Source organism: Achromobacter sp. 2789STDY5608621, from assembly GCF_001299375.1.
GTDB classification, from domain to species: Bacteria; Pseudomonadota; Gammaproteobacteria; order Burkholderiales; family Burkholderiaceae_B; genus Achromobacter; species Achromobacter insuavis.
The window spans coordinates 43,031-58,784 of the sequence record NZ_CYTU01000022.1; the positions used below are offsets into that span (position 1 = coordinate 43,031).

The 15,754-nt window shown below is 59.1% G+C and carries 14 protein-coding genes; 8 read left to right on the forward strand and 6 right to left on the reverse strand.

What is annotated here, in order from left to right; translation table 11 throughout:
* Positions 1–48: 48 nt before the first annotated feature.
* From AOZ53_RS19865 to AOZ53_RS19880, 6 genes are read right to left on the reverse strand one after another with little or no spacing between them, the layout of a single operon-like run.
* On the reverse strand, positions 49–2,598 hold the full coding sequence (locus tag AOZ53_RS19865; RefSeq protein ID WP_054473467.1) for a VirB4 family type IV secretion/conjugal transfer ATPase: 2,550 nt from the start codon (positions 2,596–2,598) through the stop codon (positions 49–51).
* Between the two features lie 46 nt (positions 2,599–2,644).
* A complete protein-coding gene (locus AOZ53_RS33585; RefSeq protein WP_082385699.1) occupies positions 2,645–2,980 on the reverse strand; it encodes a VirB3 family type IV secretion system protein in 336 nt (111 codons plus the stop codon).
* Positions 2,980–3,303, reverse strand: coding sequence for a TrbC/VirB2 family type IV secretion system protein (locus AOZ53_RS19870; RefSeq protein WP_054473466.1), 324 nt, complete (start codon positions 3,301–3,303; stop codon positions 2,980–2,982). The genes AOZ53_RS33585 and AOZ53_RS19870 overlap by 1 nt, the downstream gene beginning before the upstream one ends.
* A gap of 52 nt (positions 3,304–3,355) precedes the next feature.
* The gene (locus AOZ53_RS34305) at positions 3,356–3,523 is read right to left on the reverse strand and encodes a hypothetical protein (RefSeq protein WP_156333448.1); all 168 of its coding nucleotides are present in this window, start codon (positions 3,521–3,523) and stop codon (positions 3,356–3,358) included.
* A gap of 12 nt (positions 3,524–3,535) precedes the next feature.
* Positions 3,536–4,570 carry a P-type conjugative transfer ATPase TrbB gene (trbB, locus tag AOZ53_RS19875; RefSeq protein ID WP_082385700.1) on the reverse strand — a complete coding sequence of 345 codons (1,035 nt, stop codon included), beginning with the start codon at positions 4,568–4,570 and terminating at the stop codon, positions 3,536–3,538.
* The gene (locus AOZ53_RS19880) at positions 4,567–4,917 is read right to left on the reverse strand and encodes a hypothetical protein (protein ID WP_054473465.1); all 351 of its coding nucleotides are present in this window, start codon (positions 4,915–4,917) and stop codon (positions 4,567–4,569) included. Before AOZ53_RS19880 ends, trbB begins: the two co-directional genes overlap by 4 nt.
* A gap of 327 nt (positions 4,918–5,244) precedes the next feature.
* On the opposite strand from AOZ53_RS19880, the gene AOZ53_RS33590 reads away from it, so the two are divergent.
* The 8 genes from AOZ53_RS33590 to AOZ53_RS19915 are packed head-to-tail and all read left to right on the forward strand — an operon-like array spanning position 5,245 to position 15,744.
* A complete protein-coding gene (locus AOZ53_RS33590; RefSeq protein WP_165596088.1) occupies positions 5,245–6,918 on the forward strand; it encodes a TcpQ domain-containing protein in 1,674 nt (557 codons plus the stop codon).
* 35 nt (positions 6,919–6,953) lie between these two features.
* On the forward strand, positions 6,954–8,813 hold the full coding sequence (locus AOZ53_RS19885; protein WP_054473464.1) for a hypothetical protein: 1,860 nt from the start codon (positions 6,954–6,956) through the stop codon (positions 8,811–8,813).
* A gap of 8 nt (positions 8,814–8,821) precedes the next feature.
* Positions 8,822–9,865, forward strand: coding sequence for a hypothetical protein (locus AOZ53_RS19890; RefSeq protein ID WP_054473463.1), 1,044 nt, complete (start codon positions 8,822–8,824; stop codon positions 9,863–9,865).
* Positions 9,866–9,881: 16 nt separating this feature from the next.
* A complete protein-coding gene (locus tag AOZ53_RS35210) occupies positions 9,882–10,550 on the forward strand; it encodes a type II secretion system protein (protein ID WP_054473462.1) in 669 nt (222 codons plus the stop codon).
* A gap of 6 nt (positions 10,551–10,556) precedes the next feature.
* Positions 10,557–11,366 (forward strand): hypothetical protein, encoded by an 810-nt coding sequence (locus AOZ53_RS19900; RefSeq protein ID WP_054473461.1) that lies wholly within the window; start codon positions 10,557–10,559, stop codon positions 11,364–11,366.
* Positions 11,367–11,376: 10 nt separating this feature from the next.
* Entirely contained in the window at positions 11,377–13,308 is a 1,932-nt protein-coding gene (locus tag AOZ53_RS19905; RefSeq protein WP_054473460.1) for an ATPase, T2SS/T4P/T4SS family, read from the forward strand.
* 59 nt (positions 13,309–13,367) lie between these two features.
* A complete protein-coding gene (locus AOZ53_RS19910) occupies positions 13,368–14,423 on the forward strand; it encodes a type II secretion system F family protein (protein WP_054489037.1) in 1,056 nt (351 codons plus the stop codon).
* 1 nt (position 14,424) lies between these two features.
* Positions 14,425–15,744, forward strand: a complete 1,320-nt coding sequence (locus AOZ53_RS19915; protein ID WP_131726789.1) for a hypothetical protein — start codon at positions 14,425–14,427, stop codon at positions 15,742–15,744.
* The last annotated feature ends 10 nt before the right edge of the window (positions 15,745–15,754 follow it).

The window sequence follows — 15,754 nt, forward strand, 5'->3', positions numbered from 1 at the left end:
GAAAATTCTGACGATGGATAGTCAAGCGCTATGCAAGGACTATCCGCCTCACGCCATGCTCCTGACCTGGTCGTGACGAAAGGTGCCGGCGTCTCTCTGGTAGCGCTCCAACAGTTGGACAACTTCTTCCGCTACGTCGTATTCACGCATCCAGTGTGAAATCCAGGTATCACCGCACTCGCGCTGCAGGTCCTGGATGCGCCTTGTATTCTCGATACCTGCCACCCCCACAAGGGACAGAGCACCACGCCCCAACCCCAACTGAAACATCCGCGAGCCATAGGGGGATGTGTAGTAGTAGTCGCGCTTCTGGACACCCTTCGTCACGAGCTTGATCTGCCGCGCCGTCAAACCGAGGCGTTGGTAATAAGGTACGGAAACATCGGTATCTGCGTCACGGTCGGGCAGGAAGATCCGCGTCATGCACGCCGAGTAAATCGTGTCGCGGATCGGGGACTGGTCCAGGTCCGCAAGTTCCTGCGTGGCAAACACAACGAATGCATTCGCTTTGCGCAGAACCTTGAGCCATTTCTGCAAGATCTCCTGAAAAAGTGCGTGCTTCAACATCAGCCACGCCTCGTCCAAAACGATCATGACCGGCGATCCATCGAGCTGCCGTTCGATGACGCGGAACAGGTACATCAGCACGGGAGCGACGTGCTTGTCGTCTAGCTCCATCAGCGCTTCCATTTCAAAGACTGTGAAGCGCGTCAGGTCAACGGTGTCTCCTGTACCGTCCAGGATCCCTCCCGCCCCTACGCCGGTAGTGTAGTAGCGCAGGGCTTGCGCCATTTCAGTGTCTTGCAGCATGCCTGCGAAATGAGTAAGCGTGCGGAGGTCGCGATCTTCGCGCCCGAGGGCCGCTAGCGTCGTTCGAATCATGGTGCGCCGCGACGATGTCACTTCGACCTTGTTCAGCACGAGCATGGCTTCTATCCAAGACTCCGCCCAGGCGCGTTCCCCGATCTTATGGACTTCTCCCAAGGGGAAGAAGCCGACGTCAGTGCCCTCGCCCATGATGTTGTAATGCGTGCCTCCGCACGCCTGGTTCAATGCGTATGCGGACCAACCCTTGTCGAAGGCAAACACCTTGGCGTTCGGGTAGCGAAACCACTGAGCCATCAAGAATCCCAACATGGTGCTCTTGCCGCCGCCGGTCCTGCCAACCATCAACGTGTGGCCGACATCACCCACGTGCAGCGAGCACCGAAACGGTGTACTCCCCGAACTGACCGCGTAGAAGTGCGGGGGAACATGGAGCGCGTGCTGGTCGGGATACTGGCTTTTAATTTTGTCGCACGGATTCTGTTCGAGGCCCTGCCACGGCGCGGTGGTAGGGATGAGGTCGGCCAGGTTCAGCGTGTGAATCATTGGCCGCCGAACATTCTCCCAACCATGGCCAGGCAGGCTTCCAAGGAAGGCCTCCACGGCGTTGACGTTTTCCTCTCTTGCCACGAAGTGCTTCTGGCGTAGAGCGTCAATGACCTGCTGTGCATCGGCTTCCAGCTCGCCGAGGTCTTCGCAATACAGAACGATTACCCCGGTGTAGTACCCAAACTTCACTTCTTTGCTTCGTAGTTCGTTCTTCGCGGCTTGAGCGTCATTGCTCATCCGCAATGCTTCCTCGTTTATCCTGCCGCCCACCCTGTTGAGAGCTTGGTCGAGGAATTTACGAACCTGCTGGTTCCACTTCGCATAGTGGCGATCCATCACTGCTTCTGCGTGCTCATCGTCCACGAAGATGAACCGCGTTGACCATCTGTATGCAACTCCTAGGCGATTCAGAATTTCAAGGATAGCGGCATGTGTGCCTTCGGAAGGCAATGAATCGACCGCGATGATCTTGATGTGCTTTTTTCCCACCCGCGGCTGATCGCCACCAACGAAATCCTGATTGCCAATCAGGTAGTCGATCGCAAAAGGTGCCGTGTCGGGAGGCGGGAGTGCAATCTGCTGGCGGAGGCCGGTGGCGCACCAATGGAAGACGCCGAGCTGCGGGTCGATAACCGTGCGTTGAGCCAGATGCGGATACTCTATGGTCTGAGGAACCAACGGCTCGACGGTAACGAACTCTAGGCGCAATTCGCTGGCGATGTCGTCGATGGTTTGGATGAAGTGCTTCTTCTGCTCGGCGGGCACGCTTTCGGGCACCATGTCCTCACTGGCCTCGCGAACGAGGCTCTTTACCTTGTTCTCCAAGGGCGGCGGCGGCAGCCAGGTTAAGGTCAGCACGCGTTGACTCTCAAAGTGGCGGCCCTCCCCTTCATACATTTGACGGCGTTCTTCGTCCACAACGCGCGTAGCAGCGTCCGGAAAGTAGCCGGCCTTTGGATATCCCCGGCTCTCGAAGCGAAACGCGTTGAAGTGCAGCATCCAGCCGTGGCCGAGCCGCTTCAAACCAGCATTGACGCGCTGCGAGATTGCCTCCAGGTCGCGGCCTGAACTCGAATCTGCGTCGCGCCCCATAACCGCGAATGACGCCATCAGCTGCCCAGCCTTTCCGATGACAATCCCGCGCCGGCGGTCGATAACCGCGACGTACTGAAGTAGATCGGCGTAGCCCTCGAGCTCGTCGCGAAATTCTCGTTCAAATATCATGTCGTCAATCCAAGCGCGTTGGCCAGGCACGCGGCCTGGCCTCTGATCAGCGATAACTCTTTGCTTTGGGCACTTTCGCCGAGGCTCTGCCGCGCGCGGAATAGCTGCGGCGATAAGTAAGTGCGCGACGTGCCACCACGGTCATGAAAGGATCAGCCTTGCCCATCCTACGGGCGACCCACAACCCACCGAGACCAACGGCGGCCCCCAATGGCACACCCACAAACGGACCAAAGCCAACCGAGTCCACGAAGCCCACCATGATGCCCAGCAGAATCACGATGTAGACCAGCTCTCGTTCTCCTCCTTTGACCATGATGCGTCGCGCGAGGCTGGTGTAAATCGGCCTAAGCGGCAGCAGGTCTTCGCTTTCGCTAGCCATCAGCAGGGAATTACCGAAGGCCAGAGCCAGCGGATGATCGCAGACCCGCCGATGAGGACGGAGATGAGCATGAAGACGACGACCAGGGCTTTCATGACGCCCTTGATTTCTTCACCCCACAGGAGCGCGACGGAGGTCGCGAAGAAGACGATGACTGCGAGGGCGAATGCAGTCTTGCCCGTAAGGGCGTTGGCGAACGTGCAGAGTGGCCCTTCCCAGGGAAGAGACTGCGCTTGCGCGGCGCCCGTGTACACGCACATGATGAGGAGCGTCAGGAATCGGGACCCTCCCTGCTTCTTCGCAAGTACGATATCGCTATGCATGGTCGTAAATCCTTCAATAAATATTGAACATAAGGGAAAGCGTTTGCGCCGTTTAGACGCGGACCGCGGCGGGGGCTGATCGCCAGCGGTGGATACGGGCTCGCATGCGGGCCAGGTTTTTCAGGAAGCACACAGTGACGATCACCGCGATCAATGCCCCACCAGCAAGCGCCTGGTGAAGGTTGGTAAAGTCATTGGCATGACAAATTAAATCTTGCATGGGCACTCCATATCAGAGCGGTTTTACGATGAATTGGTTGTTGCGACTGTCATATCCATCGACAGCTAATACCTCCTTCAATACGCGCCGGCCCGGCGTAGTCGGGTCTTTTTCCAGGTACAGCACAATGTCGACCGCGCGCCCGATCAGCGAGAGCTTCGACGGAACACCTGCTTCCTGGATTAGCTCATCCAGGCGGTATAGGCCGTCCAGCGCGCCATCTGCGTGGATAGTCCCCATCCCGCCTGGGTGTCCTGTGTTCCAAGCCTTCAAAAGGTACAACGCCTCTGCGCCTCGCACTTCGCCGACCATGATTCGGTCCGGCCGAAGCCGCATGGTGGCTCGCAACAGATCCTGGATCGAGGTGTGGCGCGAAGTTCTGAGGAACTCAACAAATGGCGCCTTGCACTGCAGCTCGCGAGTGTCCTCGATGATGATGATGCGATGTTCGGGAGTGTGTGCGGCCATCGCTTGCAGAATGGCATTGACCAATGTGGTCTTGCCCGATGCGGTGCCTCCCACCACCAGGATGTTCTTGCGCTGGCGAACCGCATTAAGGATTACTTCCATTTGCGCCACGGTGATGATTCCTTGGCGCACATAGTGCTCTAGGGTAAAAATCTTCTCCGCCAGCTTGCGCATGGCGAAAATTGGGCGCTCAACAACTGGCGGCAGCAGCCCCTCGAACCGCTCTCCTCCCAGCGGAAATTCGCCTTCCAAGATTGGCTTCTCGGCGCTGACTGTTGTGTCTAGGAGCTGCGCCACAGTCCACATCATGTTGCGTGCGGCCGTTGCGTGTATACGCACGGGAACGCCACCATGGCAGAGCGTCTTCAACCCATGATTCACGGAATCCGTAAGGACAGTGCCGTTCACCGTGAGCATGACTTCGAACACCATGGGGTCGCGCAGAGCGGCAAGTACCTCACTGCCGAGATTGCGCTTGACCGATTCGAGCAATCGCTCCCGCTTCGCGCGCTCTTCTGGCGACAAGCCTTCATCAAGAGCGAGCGCGTCGGCGACGCTTGCATTGAGCGGGGCGTTCATGATTGTCGCCGCGTGGGGCCACGTTTGCCCTGCTGGGGCAAGGCCTTGGAAACGGGCTTGGCCTCCGGGATAGCGCTTTCCGTGGCAATTCCCACCGCTGTCCCCGACCTTGCCTTTTCTTCCGCCTCTCGCTGCGCCCGCTGTTCGGCCCGGCGGACGAAGGAAATTAATGTCGACCTTTTCACCTCGACGCCATTCTTGGCGAGGAAGTCTTTGATTTGGTCATAGGAGTAGCCGCGCTGCTTTAGTTCCGTGACCTCCTCCATGTGCATCCACACCTTCGACGAACGGCGTCGCCCGCGTTTCGCGGGCGTTTGCTCAATGAATTGTTCAACGGAAATGGTCATATCTGTGTCGGAAGAGGAAGATTCGCTTCTTGCAAGATTTTCACCAGTGAAAAAGGACCCGGCGAACTATTTTTACAATTATCTATGCATCCTTGCAAATGTGCAATATAGCTTGCATAATCTACGCAAAATCACCCTTTCTGCCGGTGTTCAATGCTGTTTCCTCCAACTCGCCTGAGTCCAATAGCGCTGTCAATAATTATTGCTTGTTGCCCATCGATGGCAACTGCTGGCTTTCGCGCGCTTGAGGACGGTAGTGGAAAGACCCAGGGGCCTTCTCGTGCTAGCACGATGGAGCCTCGGTACTCTCCCATCCCGAATGTGGTCTTGTCATTTCATGCGCGGAGCAACCGATTGACTGGTGACTCACAGACGGGCCTGTTTGAGTTTGTCAGGCATGGTGCAACGAATGCCAGCTACGTGATTGTGGTGAAGGGCGATCGTTCCATGGGAGCGTCGGTTGTGTCCGCCCGAGTTGCGGCGACCAGGCAGGCACTCATTGATGCCGGGGTCGACCCGAGCAGGTTTTCCTTAGGTGTGACTGCTGATTACGAGGATGACCTCCCCGCGCCCTACGTCCGCGTGTTCCTTGCGCCTGCTCAAGCCGTCCAACTGTCTACCTCGACGCGCACCGGGGCCAACACGTCGGCTGCATCCGCCCTGTCCAGCGCCGATGTTCAGGTCGAAATTGCCAGCCGACTAATCGCCATCAGCCAGTCTGGAAAGCTGGAGCCACAAACGGCTCTGATGTTGATGCAGAACTTTTTGGGACCTCAAGGCCAACGCCCCGAACAAGCAGGCGAAGCCCGTTCCGATCGTGCTCAGTCGGCGACCGTAGGCTCGCGGCCAGCGGAAGTAGCTCCGCATTGGCGGAATGCCGATGGTTTCCCTGCCGCAGCGCCGATTGCGCGGGCACAACAGCAGCAGGCGCAATCGCAATCCCAGCGCGTAAGCCAGGACGGCCAATCATTGGCGGCTGCGCTACCTATTGTGAGGGAATCTGATAGCGCGGTCGCATCTTCTCCCCGCACACCGATCGCGAGGCCCGAGGTGGCTCGGCCACAACCCACGACGGCATCGGCATTCAGACTTGCTCCGACCAGCGAAACCGATGTCACCGCGGCATTTGCGCGGGCCACAGCGCCCTCTGTGGCATCGCGAGTGGAGACGCCGCCGGCGCCACCCGCCCAAGCGATTGCGGCTGCTAGCGCGTCCGCAACATCTTTCGAGTCCATTGAGAAGTTTTTTGGAATTACCACTGCACCCAAACGCCACGAGGGATTCAGCGCAGCGCGATACGTCGCGGTGGGGCCGGCGTTCTCGTTCCCGGCCAGCGTCGATCAATCGAGCGGAAGGGGATTAGCCACGGCCCCGGAGGGAATTGCAGCGGCACCTGCAACCGCTCTGCCGATCGCCGTTGCATCCATGGCGATACCCAACGTCCCATTGGCGACCAACGAGCAAACCGGTCCACAGGTGTCGAGGGATTCCCCGCCACGCGCCGGCGATGAAGCCCCAACCGCCGCAAGAATGCCCACACTGACAGTGCACGCTAGCGTGCGTCTGGCAGGCGAGGTGGCATTGGCGGACTATCCCAGCGGCGCGGCGGAAGCAATCGCCTCGGGCACGGCCAAACGCACTGCGTCCTCCAGCCGCGCTGCGCCAGGCGCGGACGGCGCGCATGTAGGTGTTGATTCTGACGGTACCAGCGCCGCCATCAGCGACGTTGCTGAGCAGGCGGCCACCCCCGCACTGCCAACGTGGCATCTGGATGCGCAAAAGACGCTTCGCGACAACCTTGAAGCATGGGCGACCACAGCAGGCTACAGGTTGAAGTGGGACGCTTCCAACTACATCCAAGTCGTCACGCCGCGAACCTACTCCACCGAATTTCTGAGCGTCGTGAAGTCGGTTGGTCAGGCAGTCGCTTCGCTTGTGCATATCGAGGTCTATCCAGACGCAAATCCTCCGGAGATCCGCGTTTCCGACGCCACGCAATAGAACGCTCTACGCCATCTAAACAACGGACCAACCCAATGATCATTCACCGCATTTTCATCGCCGCCGCGGCCTCCTCTTTGCTTGTCGCGTGCGCCACAAACTACGACAAGGAGGCGCGCGAGTTCCATGAAGGAGCCACCAAAGGCCTGGACGACGTGAAGGAACAGCAGCGCAAGCAAGAGGAGATTGTCCGCGCGGGAGAGGTCCCTTTGGAATTCAAGCGGTTGTCTGAGGCCGAGCAAGAGGCCAAGCAACACGCTTGGCTGCGCGCCAAGAAAGTCACTTACGTGCCCAAAAATGCGGTCAGCGCCATGGAGATCCTCAAGGTGCTGCGCGCCCACGGCATCAACATTGCCACCTCATTGCCGTTGGATAACTATCTCTACAGCGGGCTGGGTGTGACCCAGCTGGATGGCGAGACCGCCCTCAAGACACTCTTACTTCCTATGGGCCTCGACTACCAGCTGGACAACCAGGCCAAGGTCGTAGAGATCATTCCCATGCGCTCGCAAACGTGGACGATCAACATCGGGAACCGTACAAGCAGCTACAGCTCGGCAACGACGGACATCGATGACGAGGATGGGTCGCCTACAGGCGCAGGCATGGGCGGAGTCGGAAATACGGGCGCGGCGAACCGGCGCAATAGTTCCGACGGCGACGGTGGCAACAAAAACATGAACACCGTCACCAGTACGGACAATTTCTGGAAAAGCCTCTCCAACGAGTTGTGCAGCCGGCTCGCCACCCTTATCCCGACGGCGGCCAACAATAACGGTGTCAGTTTGAATGCCGCGCCGCAGATCCAAGGCGGCTCGCCAATTGTCCCGGGAATCAATCCCGGAATGGCAATCGGCGGGCGCGTTGGCGCCGACGCGGGCGGCGGGGGGGCCGCCTCTTGTGGTGGCCAGAGCGCTGGGGGCAACTCGCTCTACACCGCTACGCGCATTGGCTTGCCTTCGATGAACCCGGAGACGGGCGCAATCACTATCCAGGCCCCCGGCTGGCTGATGAAGCAGATCAGCCCCTACATGGACAGCATTCAGGCCAAGTACAACACCCAGATCACCTTCGACGTGGAGGTCGTTGAGGTCACGACTAGCAAGAGGTCAACTCGCGGTCTTGATATTGCGAGCTTCGCGCGCTTCGCGAAAGGCCGCTATGGCGCCGTCGTCACCAACAACATCCTTGGTGGCGCCACGATCAGCTTCCCGGGCGGGGGGAGCCAAATTCCCAGCGTCAATGTTCCGTCGACGTCGCTGGCGGCGACGCCCACAACGCTGCTGGGCGTCTCGTCTGCCGCAGATGGGCTGCAGATCTTCAACGCTTACATGGACACGCAAGAAAATACTCGCACTATTCAGAAGCCGACGGTTTCCACGACGAGCGGCTCGCCCGCTGAGTTCGACTACCGGACCACCGGTCACTACACGATCAACAGTCAGCAAGCCGCCTACGGCACTAACACGGGAGCGGCCGCCACCGCAACGCAGAACATTCTCGTGCCCTACAGCACCGGTATGCGGTTGCGCATTAACCCGCGCTACGACTCCACATCTGGAATCGTGCGCGCCCAGGTTTCCATGTTGCTGAAAAAGGTCGTGGGATGGGACTCCTCCAACCAGGTCATCACCGCCGGCGAGAAGGTCGTACAGATCCCCCAGCGCATCCCAATCATCAACAAGCAAACGAACAATGCCGAAGTGGTCTTGCGCGATGGCGATTTGATCTTGCTGGGTGGCTTGAGCCAGGAGAACACCAACGACCTTGGCAGTGGCATTCCCGGCCTTAAAGATGTGCCGGTGCTGAGCGCTGTGTTTGGCAACGAAAACAACAGCGGATCCAAGACCTCGATGTACCTGGTCTTGCGCGTAGGCATTACAAAACGCAATTAGGTCACGACATGAATCGACGTCAACAATATCGCGCAAGCGAGCGACAGGCCTCACGCCAGGACGGCTTTACGCTGATCGAAATCCTGTCGTGCGTCGCGCTGCTGGGATGGCTGCTGTACCTACTGGCGCCCACGGTTCGAGACGGATACAGCGCTCTAGTACGCGCCGCCGATGGACGTCAAGCGCTGAGCAACCAGAACGTTGCCGCGGTGCTTCTTGACGCGGCGCGGACCCGGTCGGTGCTTGGAAAGTTGCCCGAGCCGTACAGCGGCGGGGGCTTGCGCAACGCTGTTCTGGATCCCTTGGATTCTGACCTGGTGAGCCTGTTCTCACAATCTGGGCTGCTGCCGCGTGATATCAATAGCGACGGCACTGCAGCGCAGAACGCGCGCGTCTATCAGCGGACGCCGGACATCTCGATGCAGGTTCCCTTGTACTTCCGCAGTGGGCCGCTCGTCACCCTCGCTTATCAAATTGGCGCGGTGTACAGCACCCGGTGCCCGATCTCGTCAGGTGCATGCGCTGGCGTGGCGGGGATTCCGGGCGCGAGTGCCGCCCTCACCGTCGCGAATGTGGCAACTTGGGCGCCTACGCAACCTGACTACGGCGTGCAGATCTTCAGCACGCTGCAACTCCAACGCTCCATGATGCAGACGACCGTGACAAACGTCGACCTCATGCGCGACAACTTCCAGAACTACTACCGCGAAAGCCAGCGTCTGGCGTCCGCCACGGACACGACGAATTGGTATCCCGCAGCCACCACAAGTCTTGCTGGTCAGAATCCCGCCACAAACCAAGGTTGCTACGACGGCTGGTATGACCTCTCCAGCTCTTCGGTCAACGTGCTAGCCCAAATCGGTATGGATCAGGCCCGGTACGGGAAGACCCAGTGGGGCGGGCCCCTGCAGTATTGCCGCGACTACAAGCCAACCGCCGTCGGGCCCAACAAAGTTCCTCACTACGGTGCTATCCGCCTCAACGCCAACGTGTCAGCTGGGGTCGCACCGGACTCTTCAAACCCCACCAACAACGTCGTCTTGACCTTCTAAAAGCACCGAGATAACTATGAAACAACTTCACCGCAGTAATCGTACTCTCTCCCCCTTTCCCCGCTACCTGCTCAGCGCTGTGGGCGCGCGAGCGTACCGACGCAAACAGGCCGGCTTCACTCTGCTCGAGATCCTGGTTGTTGTTGCAATCCTTGGGATCCTCGCCTGGATGTTCGCCCCGAAGTTGTTGGGTTCCACGGACAACGTCAAAAGCCTCGCGTACCAAGATATCGCGCAGGGGCTTGCCAATAATTTCCGAATCATCAATCAATCGTGCGGGACCGCCAACATGGTGGCCACGTCAGCAGTACCGACGACGCCGGGGGCCAACGGCGCGCTGCAATTGCTGGTCGACGGCAGCAACGTGAACCCGCTGTATGCAGCCTGCTACGCGAACACGAACGCGCTACCCATGCACGAGTCCATTCAGGGCTCGCCCGGCAACTATCGCCTGGGCGGCTCGACCGTGTCTTTGAGCGATGCTTTTATCAACAATCGAAACGTCATCGCCGTCCAATTCGCGCCCGTCACGGACGCGGTGGTGTTGGCGAACTATCAGCGCTTGTCGAGTACGCCTGGTGCGATGAACGCGACAGCTCTGCCTGCGGGTGCGGATACCACGGACCCGAAGATCCAGTTCTCGGCAGGTGGAAGCGGTAATCGCACCATGACCATCTTTTATTGACCGATCATGCCGCTGCTCCTCCTTGGCGTGGGATTCGCCTTCCTGACTTTTATGCTTACGGGATTCGCCACGTCGGCCGGGCAAGCCCAAGCGATCGACGGCCAAGCCCGTGCCATGGCCACACGATTCGTGGCTGGCGCAATCCAGAACCAGATCATGGATTTTGGGGTGCCGCCAGCCTCATTGGAGGAGGCCGCAGGTCGTGCCGGCTATCAAGAGCTGCGCGTGGAAGCTGGCAGGGCTTGGCAGGGGTATCAGGTCAGCCCGATCATGACGGATGGTGTCTGGCAGTTCCGCCGCGCGGTGGTGTTTTCGCAGTTGCCCCGTGATGCCACCGACTCCGCGGCGTACCTCGCAGATAACGAATGTGGCACCTTGCCTTTCTCTTCCCCCGGCCCTTGGTGTGGCAGAAAGCGCAGCCACTGGTGGCTCTACGACAGCCGCAACGATTACGCGAACGAGATCTCTCTCGAAAAGCTTGCGCAGCGGCGAATCCTGCAGAAGTTCGCACGCGCCTATTCACAGGTAATAGACAACCGGCAGGTATTCCCCAAGCCGGCGGGCTCGTCTGCCACGTTGGCCGCACTTGCCGGTTTCGGTGGCACTGCTGGCACCTGCTCGGGCTCCTACATCTGGGCCGGTGTGCCGTTGGACTGCACTGACTTGTTTTCGGTTTGGGGAACGCCACGTGTCTACAACTATTTGACTGAGGACTACGTCGCAATATTGACGACCTCGACCATAAAGGATGCCACAGGCAAAGAGGTGCCCGTGGCAAGCCAGCTCGACGCGCGAGCGCGTCTTTTTGCTCAATAGGATTCGAATAATGACTCAGCAAGACGCTGCCTCGCGCATCCAAGATGTCCATTCACCGTTAGCGGCGCTTCTTGATGGATGGGGCTACCCGGACGCTGCGACAGCGCCGCGAGACCTCGCAGACGTAGCGTCGCAGATCGTTGCCAACCCCGGGCTGCGCGCTGGCGACTACGTCGTTCAGCTGGAATTCGCGACCCAGAGACAGGTGGACGTGCTGATGGATAGCAAGCCCGCGAATGTGCTTACTCTCGAGTACCTGTCAGACAAAATCAGCAATCTACGTCCCAGTATCCAACGGATAGTTGCACTGACGGAACAACGTCCCTACTACACGACACTGCCCGAATCGCCTAGTGCCATGATGGCCGATCCTGCAGTCCGTGATGCGTGCGGGCACGAGTCGGTTCTCATTGACACGCCGAGCGGGCGCCCTTGCTTGGTCTTCACCGACAACGGGCGCCTGAAGGAATTCGAGCAGATGGCCCGCGATATGCGAGCCAACAACGCTTTATATGGGCTCCACCACGCGGGCCCGATTCTGGCTCTAGGTCAGCGTGCAGAGATATATCGACTGGCGAATCTGGACGGCGGCGAGATCGTTGCAAACGACCTCAACAGCCAGACCAATGTCTTCACTCCAGAGAAAGCGACGACCGACCTGCAGCGCATGTTCGTGCGCATGCTGGATTTCGCACATGAAAAGCAGTCCAGCAATATTGCCTTGCAGCCTCAGGCGGACGGTATTGTGATTGCGCGCTATCGGCGGGCTGCCCACATGTTCGATATCCCGGTCGTTCGGCCGTTCTCGCCTGACCAAGGCAACGAGCTTGCCCAGTTTCTGCACCGTATAAGCCAAGCCAAGTACACGGACGACCAGGCGACGGCTGAGGGGCGCCTGCTGGCGCCAGCCGATGGCAACTTGATCTATCGCTCCCAAGAGGCCGAGGTCTTCCTGAGACTGGCCTTCACTCCGATGGATTCGGCTGGCCTGGACATTGCGCCCGAGTCGATCTCAATCCGACTTATCCCTCGAAAGACAACGCGTGTGCAGCTGGACCAGATGAAGATCAAGACCAGCGTCATCAAGGCAATCGAGAGCGCGCTTCGTGAGACCAAAGGGCTCATCCTGTTGGCAGGACCGACCAACTCCGGCAAGAGCACGACGATCGCCGGCGCGCTGACGCTTGAATATGACCTGTTCGGGAAGAGCCGCAATCGTCTATCCATCGAACACCCGAAGGAGCGGAACATTCCTGATGTGCTCCAGCATGCCGTGACCGCGCGCAATGGCTATGACCTGATGACAGCGGCCATTCTGCGGCAGGATCCTGACACGGTGTATGTCGGTGAAATTCGAAGTCGGTCTTCGGCTGCTGCTGCGGTCCGGGGCAGTGGCACAGGCTCACTCATGCTCTCGACGATACACGCCGGTGATTCAATTATGGCGGTCCCAACCCTGCGGGCTTACATCAACAATCCGGTGATCGATAACGCTGAAGCAGCAGTTGTGAACGAACACGACATGATCGAGGCCCTCAACCTTGTCGCTGCTCAACGATTGATCTCTCACATCTGCCCCGCTTGCCGGAAGCCGCTAGACCGGAAGGCCTTCCGCACGCAACACGCGCAGATCGAAGACTATTGCCGCAAGCATGGGCTTGCACAACCCACCGACGCACAGTATGCCGCGCTCCAGGGCAACAGCTTCCTTGCCGATCCGGAGGGATGCAAGGAGTGTGATCACACCGGCTATGTGGGCGTGGTGCCGATCAATGAGGTCCTTTCGATGACCCGCGAAGTTAAGGATCTTCTGCATGAGATGTTCGAGCGTCGGACGTTCAGGTACAGCGAGCTGGTTAGGTTCCGTGATCGCAGTCTTTTCGACGCCGCACTGGAGCGAATTTTGCTCGGCGAGTCGCAGATATCGGATCTGTTCATTTAAGGCGTGGCGTCGATAGCTGCGTCAATTCGCAATCCATTTCACCGGGCATCGCATCGTTAATGACTAAGACGGACGAACAACTCGACAAGCCGTTCAGCTTGCTGGAAATTAACCTGGCGGCCATGGCACTCGCGGCTCTCGCGGATACCCTGAGCCTGGATCAGGCCCTATCGGAGCTAGCGAGGCTCCAGCGCAGCCGTGCGACCTTCTGGCTGACGGCAAGCACACATGTGAGGGAGGGCAAGAAGCTCTCTAGCTTTCTCTCTACTTACTGGCCGGCCATGTACGCCGCTCCAGTGGCTATCGCAGAACACGCGGGGAAGCTACCTCAGGTACTCGAGGGACTGGCCCAAACCGCCGAGTTGCAACTTGAGATTCGCAATCTGATGCGCAAGCTGTTGTATCCGATCGCGATGATAGTCGCGGGGCTGGGTGTCAACCTCTTCATGTTGTTGGCCGTAATTCCCGCCCTCACCCTCGGCGACGGGTTTCGCAAGCCGAGCTCGATGATGCAGCTTTCGAAGTCCGTGCATGACTTCCTCACCGGCAACTCGCTGGTCCTACTTGTGGGCCTTTGCTTGGCCGGTGTTGCAGCCTTCCGCTTCGCGAGGCGGCCTGACGTGACGTCGTCGATGTTGTCCAAACTTGATGACATTCCCACCCTGGCTGTCGCTGTTAGGTCACTCTACTTCGGTCTTTGGTCCAGGTACATCAGCCTGATGCAAGACTGCGGCATTCCGCTGCAGGATGCATTGCATCTGTCTGAACCGTTGCTGTTGCCGTATATGGTTCCCTCGATTGCTTCCGTGCGCGAGAACTCGCGGATGGGCTACAGGCATGCATTGGATCTGGACCGAATCGACGAAGCGGATCCGCGGCAACGGTTGCCGATACTGGTATGCAACGCCTTTCGGCTCACAGAAAGCACGGGTAATGGGAGCCGTCACTTCGAGCACGCTGCCAAACCGCTCATCAAGTTAGGTATGGATCAGATTAAGCGTTTCCTTAGCTATGGCAACAACGTTGCCAGCATCGCCGCCGCTGTGATCGCAGTGTCCCCGATGGCCCTCTACTTCACGCAAATGTCCGACCTCATTTCCAATGCGATTCGTTGATATGAAAGAAGCCCTCCTCCGCGCTTTGCCTCTGGTCCGCAGAGTTTCTCTGGTTTCGTGGCGGTCCAAGCGTGATGTGTCACCTCGGCGCGGTGCCGCGGCGGCAGATGTGCCGACAACCGGCGGCGGCCGTGATCTGCGCCCGGCGCCTCGAAACGCCGCACCGCAACGTACCGTGCGCGCTCCAGATTTCATAGGAGATCTTACGGGGCTCCAACAGCCTGGCGCCATCAAACCTGAGCGCGCGGTGATAACGGGCGAACTGGTGTTTTCTTCACTTCAAAAGTCCTCGCCAGGGCCAGGATTTACAGCGCTGGTGCCGCGCGTGGTGACACCTTGGTTCAAGCTGCGTAACCCCCGGTTGATGCACCTGTGGGTGCATAACGAACTCGTGGTGAAGGGGCGTGATGCCCGGGTCGCTTTCGCGGTCGACGGCGTTCTTCGCTATGGGAAGCGGACGAAAGGCCGCGCCATCGTGTTCAATGGATATCGGGGGACAAATTGCACTTATTTGCACTGGTACCGCTTCACGAATGGTGAGCTGGTTGATATTCAAGAACGGGTGCTGCGGGTTGACGAATCTAGGTATCAGACTGAAATCAATGCGCTCCTCAGCAACATCGCGGTGGAAGGTGACACGAAGCTCTACTGGACGGATCCCCTGCCCGCGCCGCGGTCTGAGAGGCTGATCCATATCGGCTCGGCGCCCTTCCAACGCATAGCAAGAGTGCCGCTCGCTCGACGGGAACCCGTTTGGCATCGCTTCGGCCCGTGGCTTGTGGCCGCATTGGCTTTGACGGCATACCTAGTCCCGATGGGTATCGAATGGGCCCAGTACTTGCACGCGCGCACTCGATTCGACGAGTTGGCCAGTGCAGGGCCACGGTCCGCGGAGTCTCTGGAGGTCTTGCGGGCCCGTCAGGATTGGCTGGCCTCCGAGGCACCCATGCAGGCAAGGATTGCGCCACTTGCGGGCCTTTTCAGCACTATTGCCTCTCACCCCACATGGCAGATTCAACGCCTCCAGATCAACGCGCCAACCAAAGGTAAAGCGTCGGGTAGCACCGCTGTCTACTCGGCGGCCGCTGGGCAGCAGCCGCCGGATCTGCAGGTCACCATCAGCGTCCCGCGGGAGGATGTTCGCAATCCGCTCGACCAGGCACAAGGTCCGTTGCGAGAGTTGGCGAACGCGACCGGTCTGCCGCTGCGCGTCGCAGCATCGCCGGTCGGCCTGGTAGAACAAGCGTCCGGTGGCGGAAAGGTGTTGTTGATCACTATCGAAACGTCAGCTGACCGCCCGGCGCGGCACATTAACCAATAGGGGGCATCCG

Coding starts and splice junctions, on each gene's coding strand:
- AOZ53_RS19870 (WP_054473466.1), bottom strand. CDS start 3,303: ATGCATAGCGATATCGTACTTGCGAAGAAGCAGGGAGGGTCCCGATTC.
- AOZ53_RS19915 (WP_131726789.1), top strand. CDS start 14,425: ATGAAAGAAGCCCTCCTCCGCGCTTTGCCTCTGGTCCGCAGAGTTTCT.
- AOZ53_RS19880 (WP_054473465.1), bottom strand. CDS start 4,917: ATGACCATTTCCGTTGAACAATTCATTGAGCAAACGCCCGCGAAACGC.
- AOZ53_RS19890 (WP_054473463.1), top strand. CDS start 8,822: ATGAATCGACGTCAACAATATCGCGCAAGCGAGCGACAGGCCTCACGC.
- trbB (WP_082385700.1), bottom strand. CDS start 4,570: ATGAACGCCCCGCTCAATGCAAGCGTCGCCGACGCGCTCGCTCTTGAT.
- AOZ53_RS35210 (WP_054473462.1), top strand. CDS start 9,882: ATGAAACAACTTCACCGCAGTAATCGTACTCTCTCCCCCTTTCCCCGC.
- AOZ53_RS19865 (WP_054473467.1), bottom strand. CDS start 2,598: ATGATATTTGAACGAGAATTTCGCGACGAGCTCGAGGGCTACGCCGAT.
- AOZ53_RS19905 (WP_054473460.1), top strand. CDS start 11,377: ATGACTCAGCAAGACGCTGCCTCGCGCATCCAAGATGTCCATTCACCG.
- AOZ53_RS33585 (WP_082385699.1), bottom strand. CDS start 2,980: ATGGCTAGCGAAAGCGAAGACCTGCTGCCGCTTAGGCCGATTTACACC.
- AOZ53_RS34305 (WP_156333448.1), bottom strand. CDS start 3,523: ATGCAAGATTTAATTTGTCATGCCAATGACTTTACCAACCTTCACCAG.
- AOZ53_RS19885 (WP_054473464.1), top strand. CDS start 6,954: ATGATCATTCACCGCATTTTCATCGCCGCCGCGGCCTCCTCTTTGCTT.
- AOZ53_RS19900 (WP_054473461.1), top strand. CDS start 10,557: ATGCCGCTGCTCCTCCTTGGCGTGGGATTCGCCTTCCTGACTTTTATG.
- AOZ53_RS19910 (WP_054489037.1), top strand. CDS start 13,368: ATGACTAAGACGGACGAACAACTCGACAAGCCGTTCAGCTTGCTGGAA.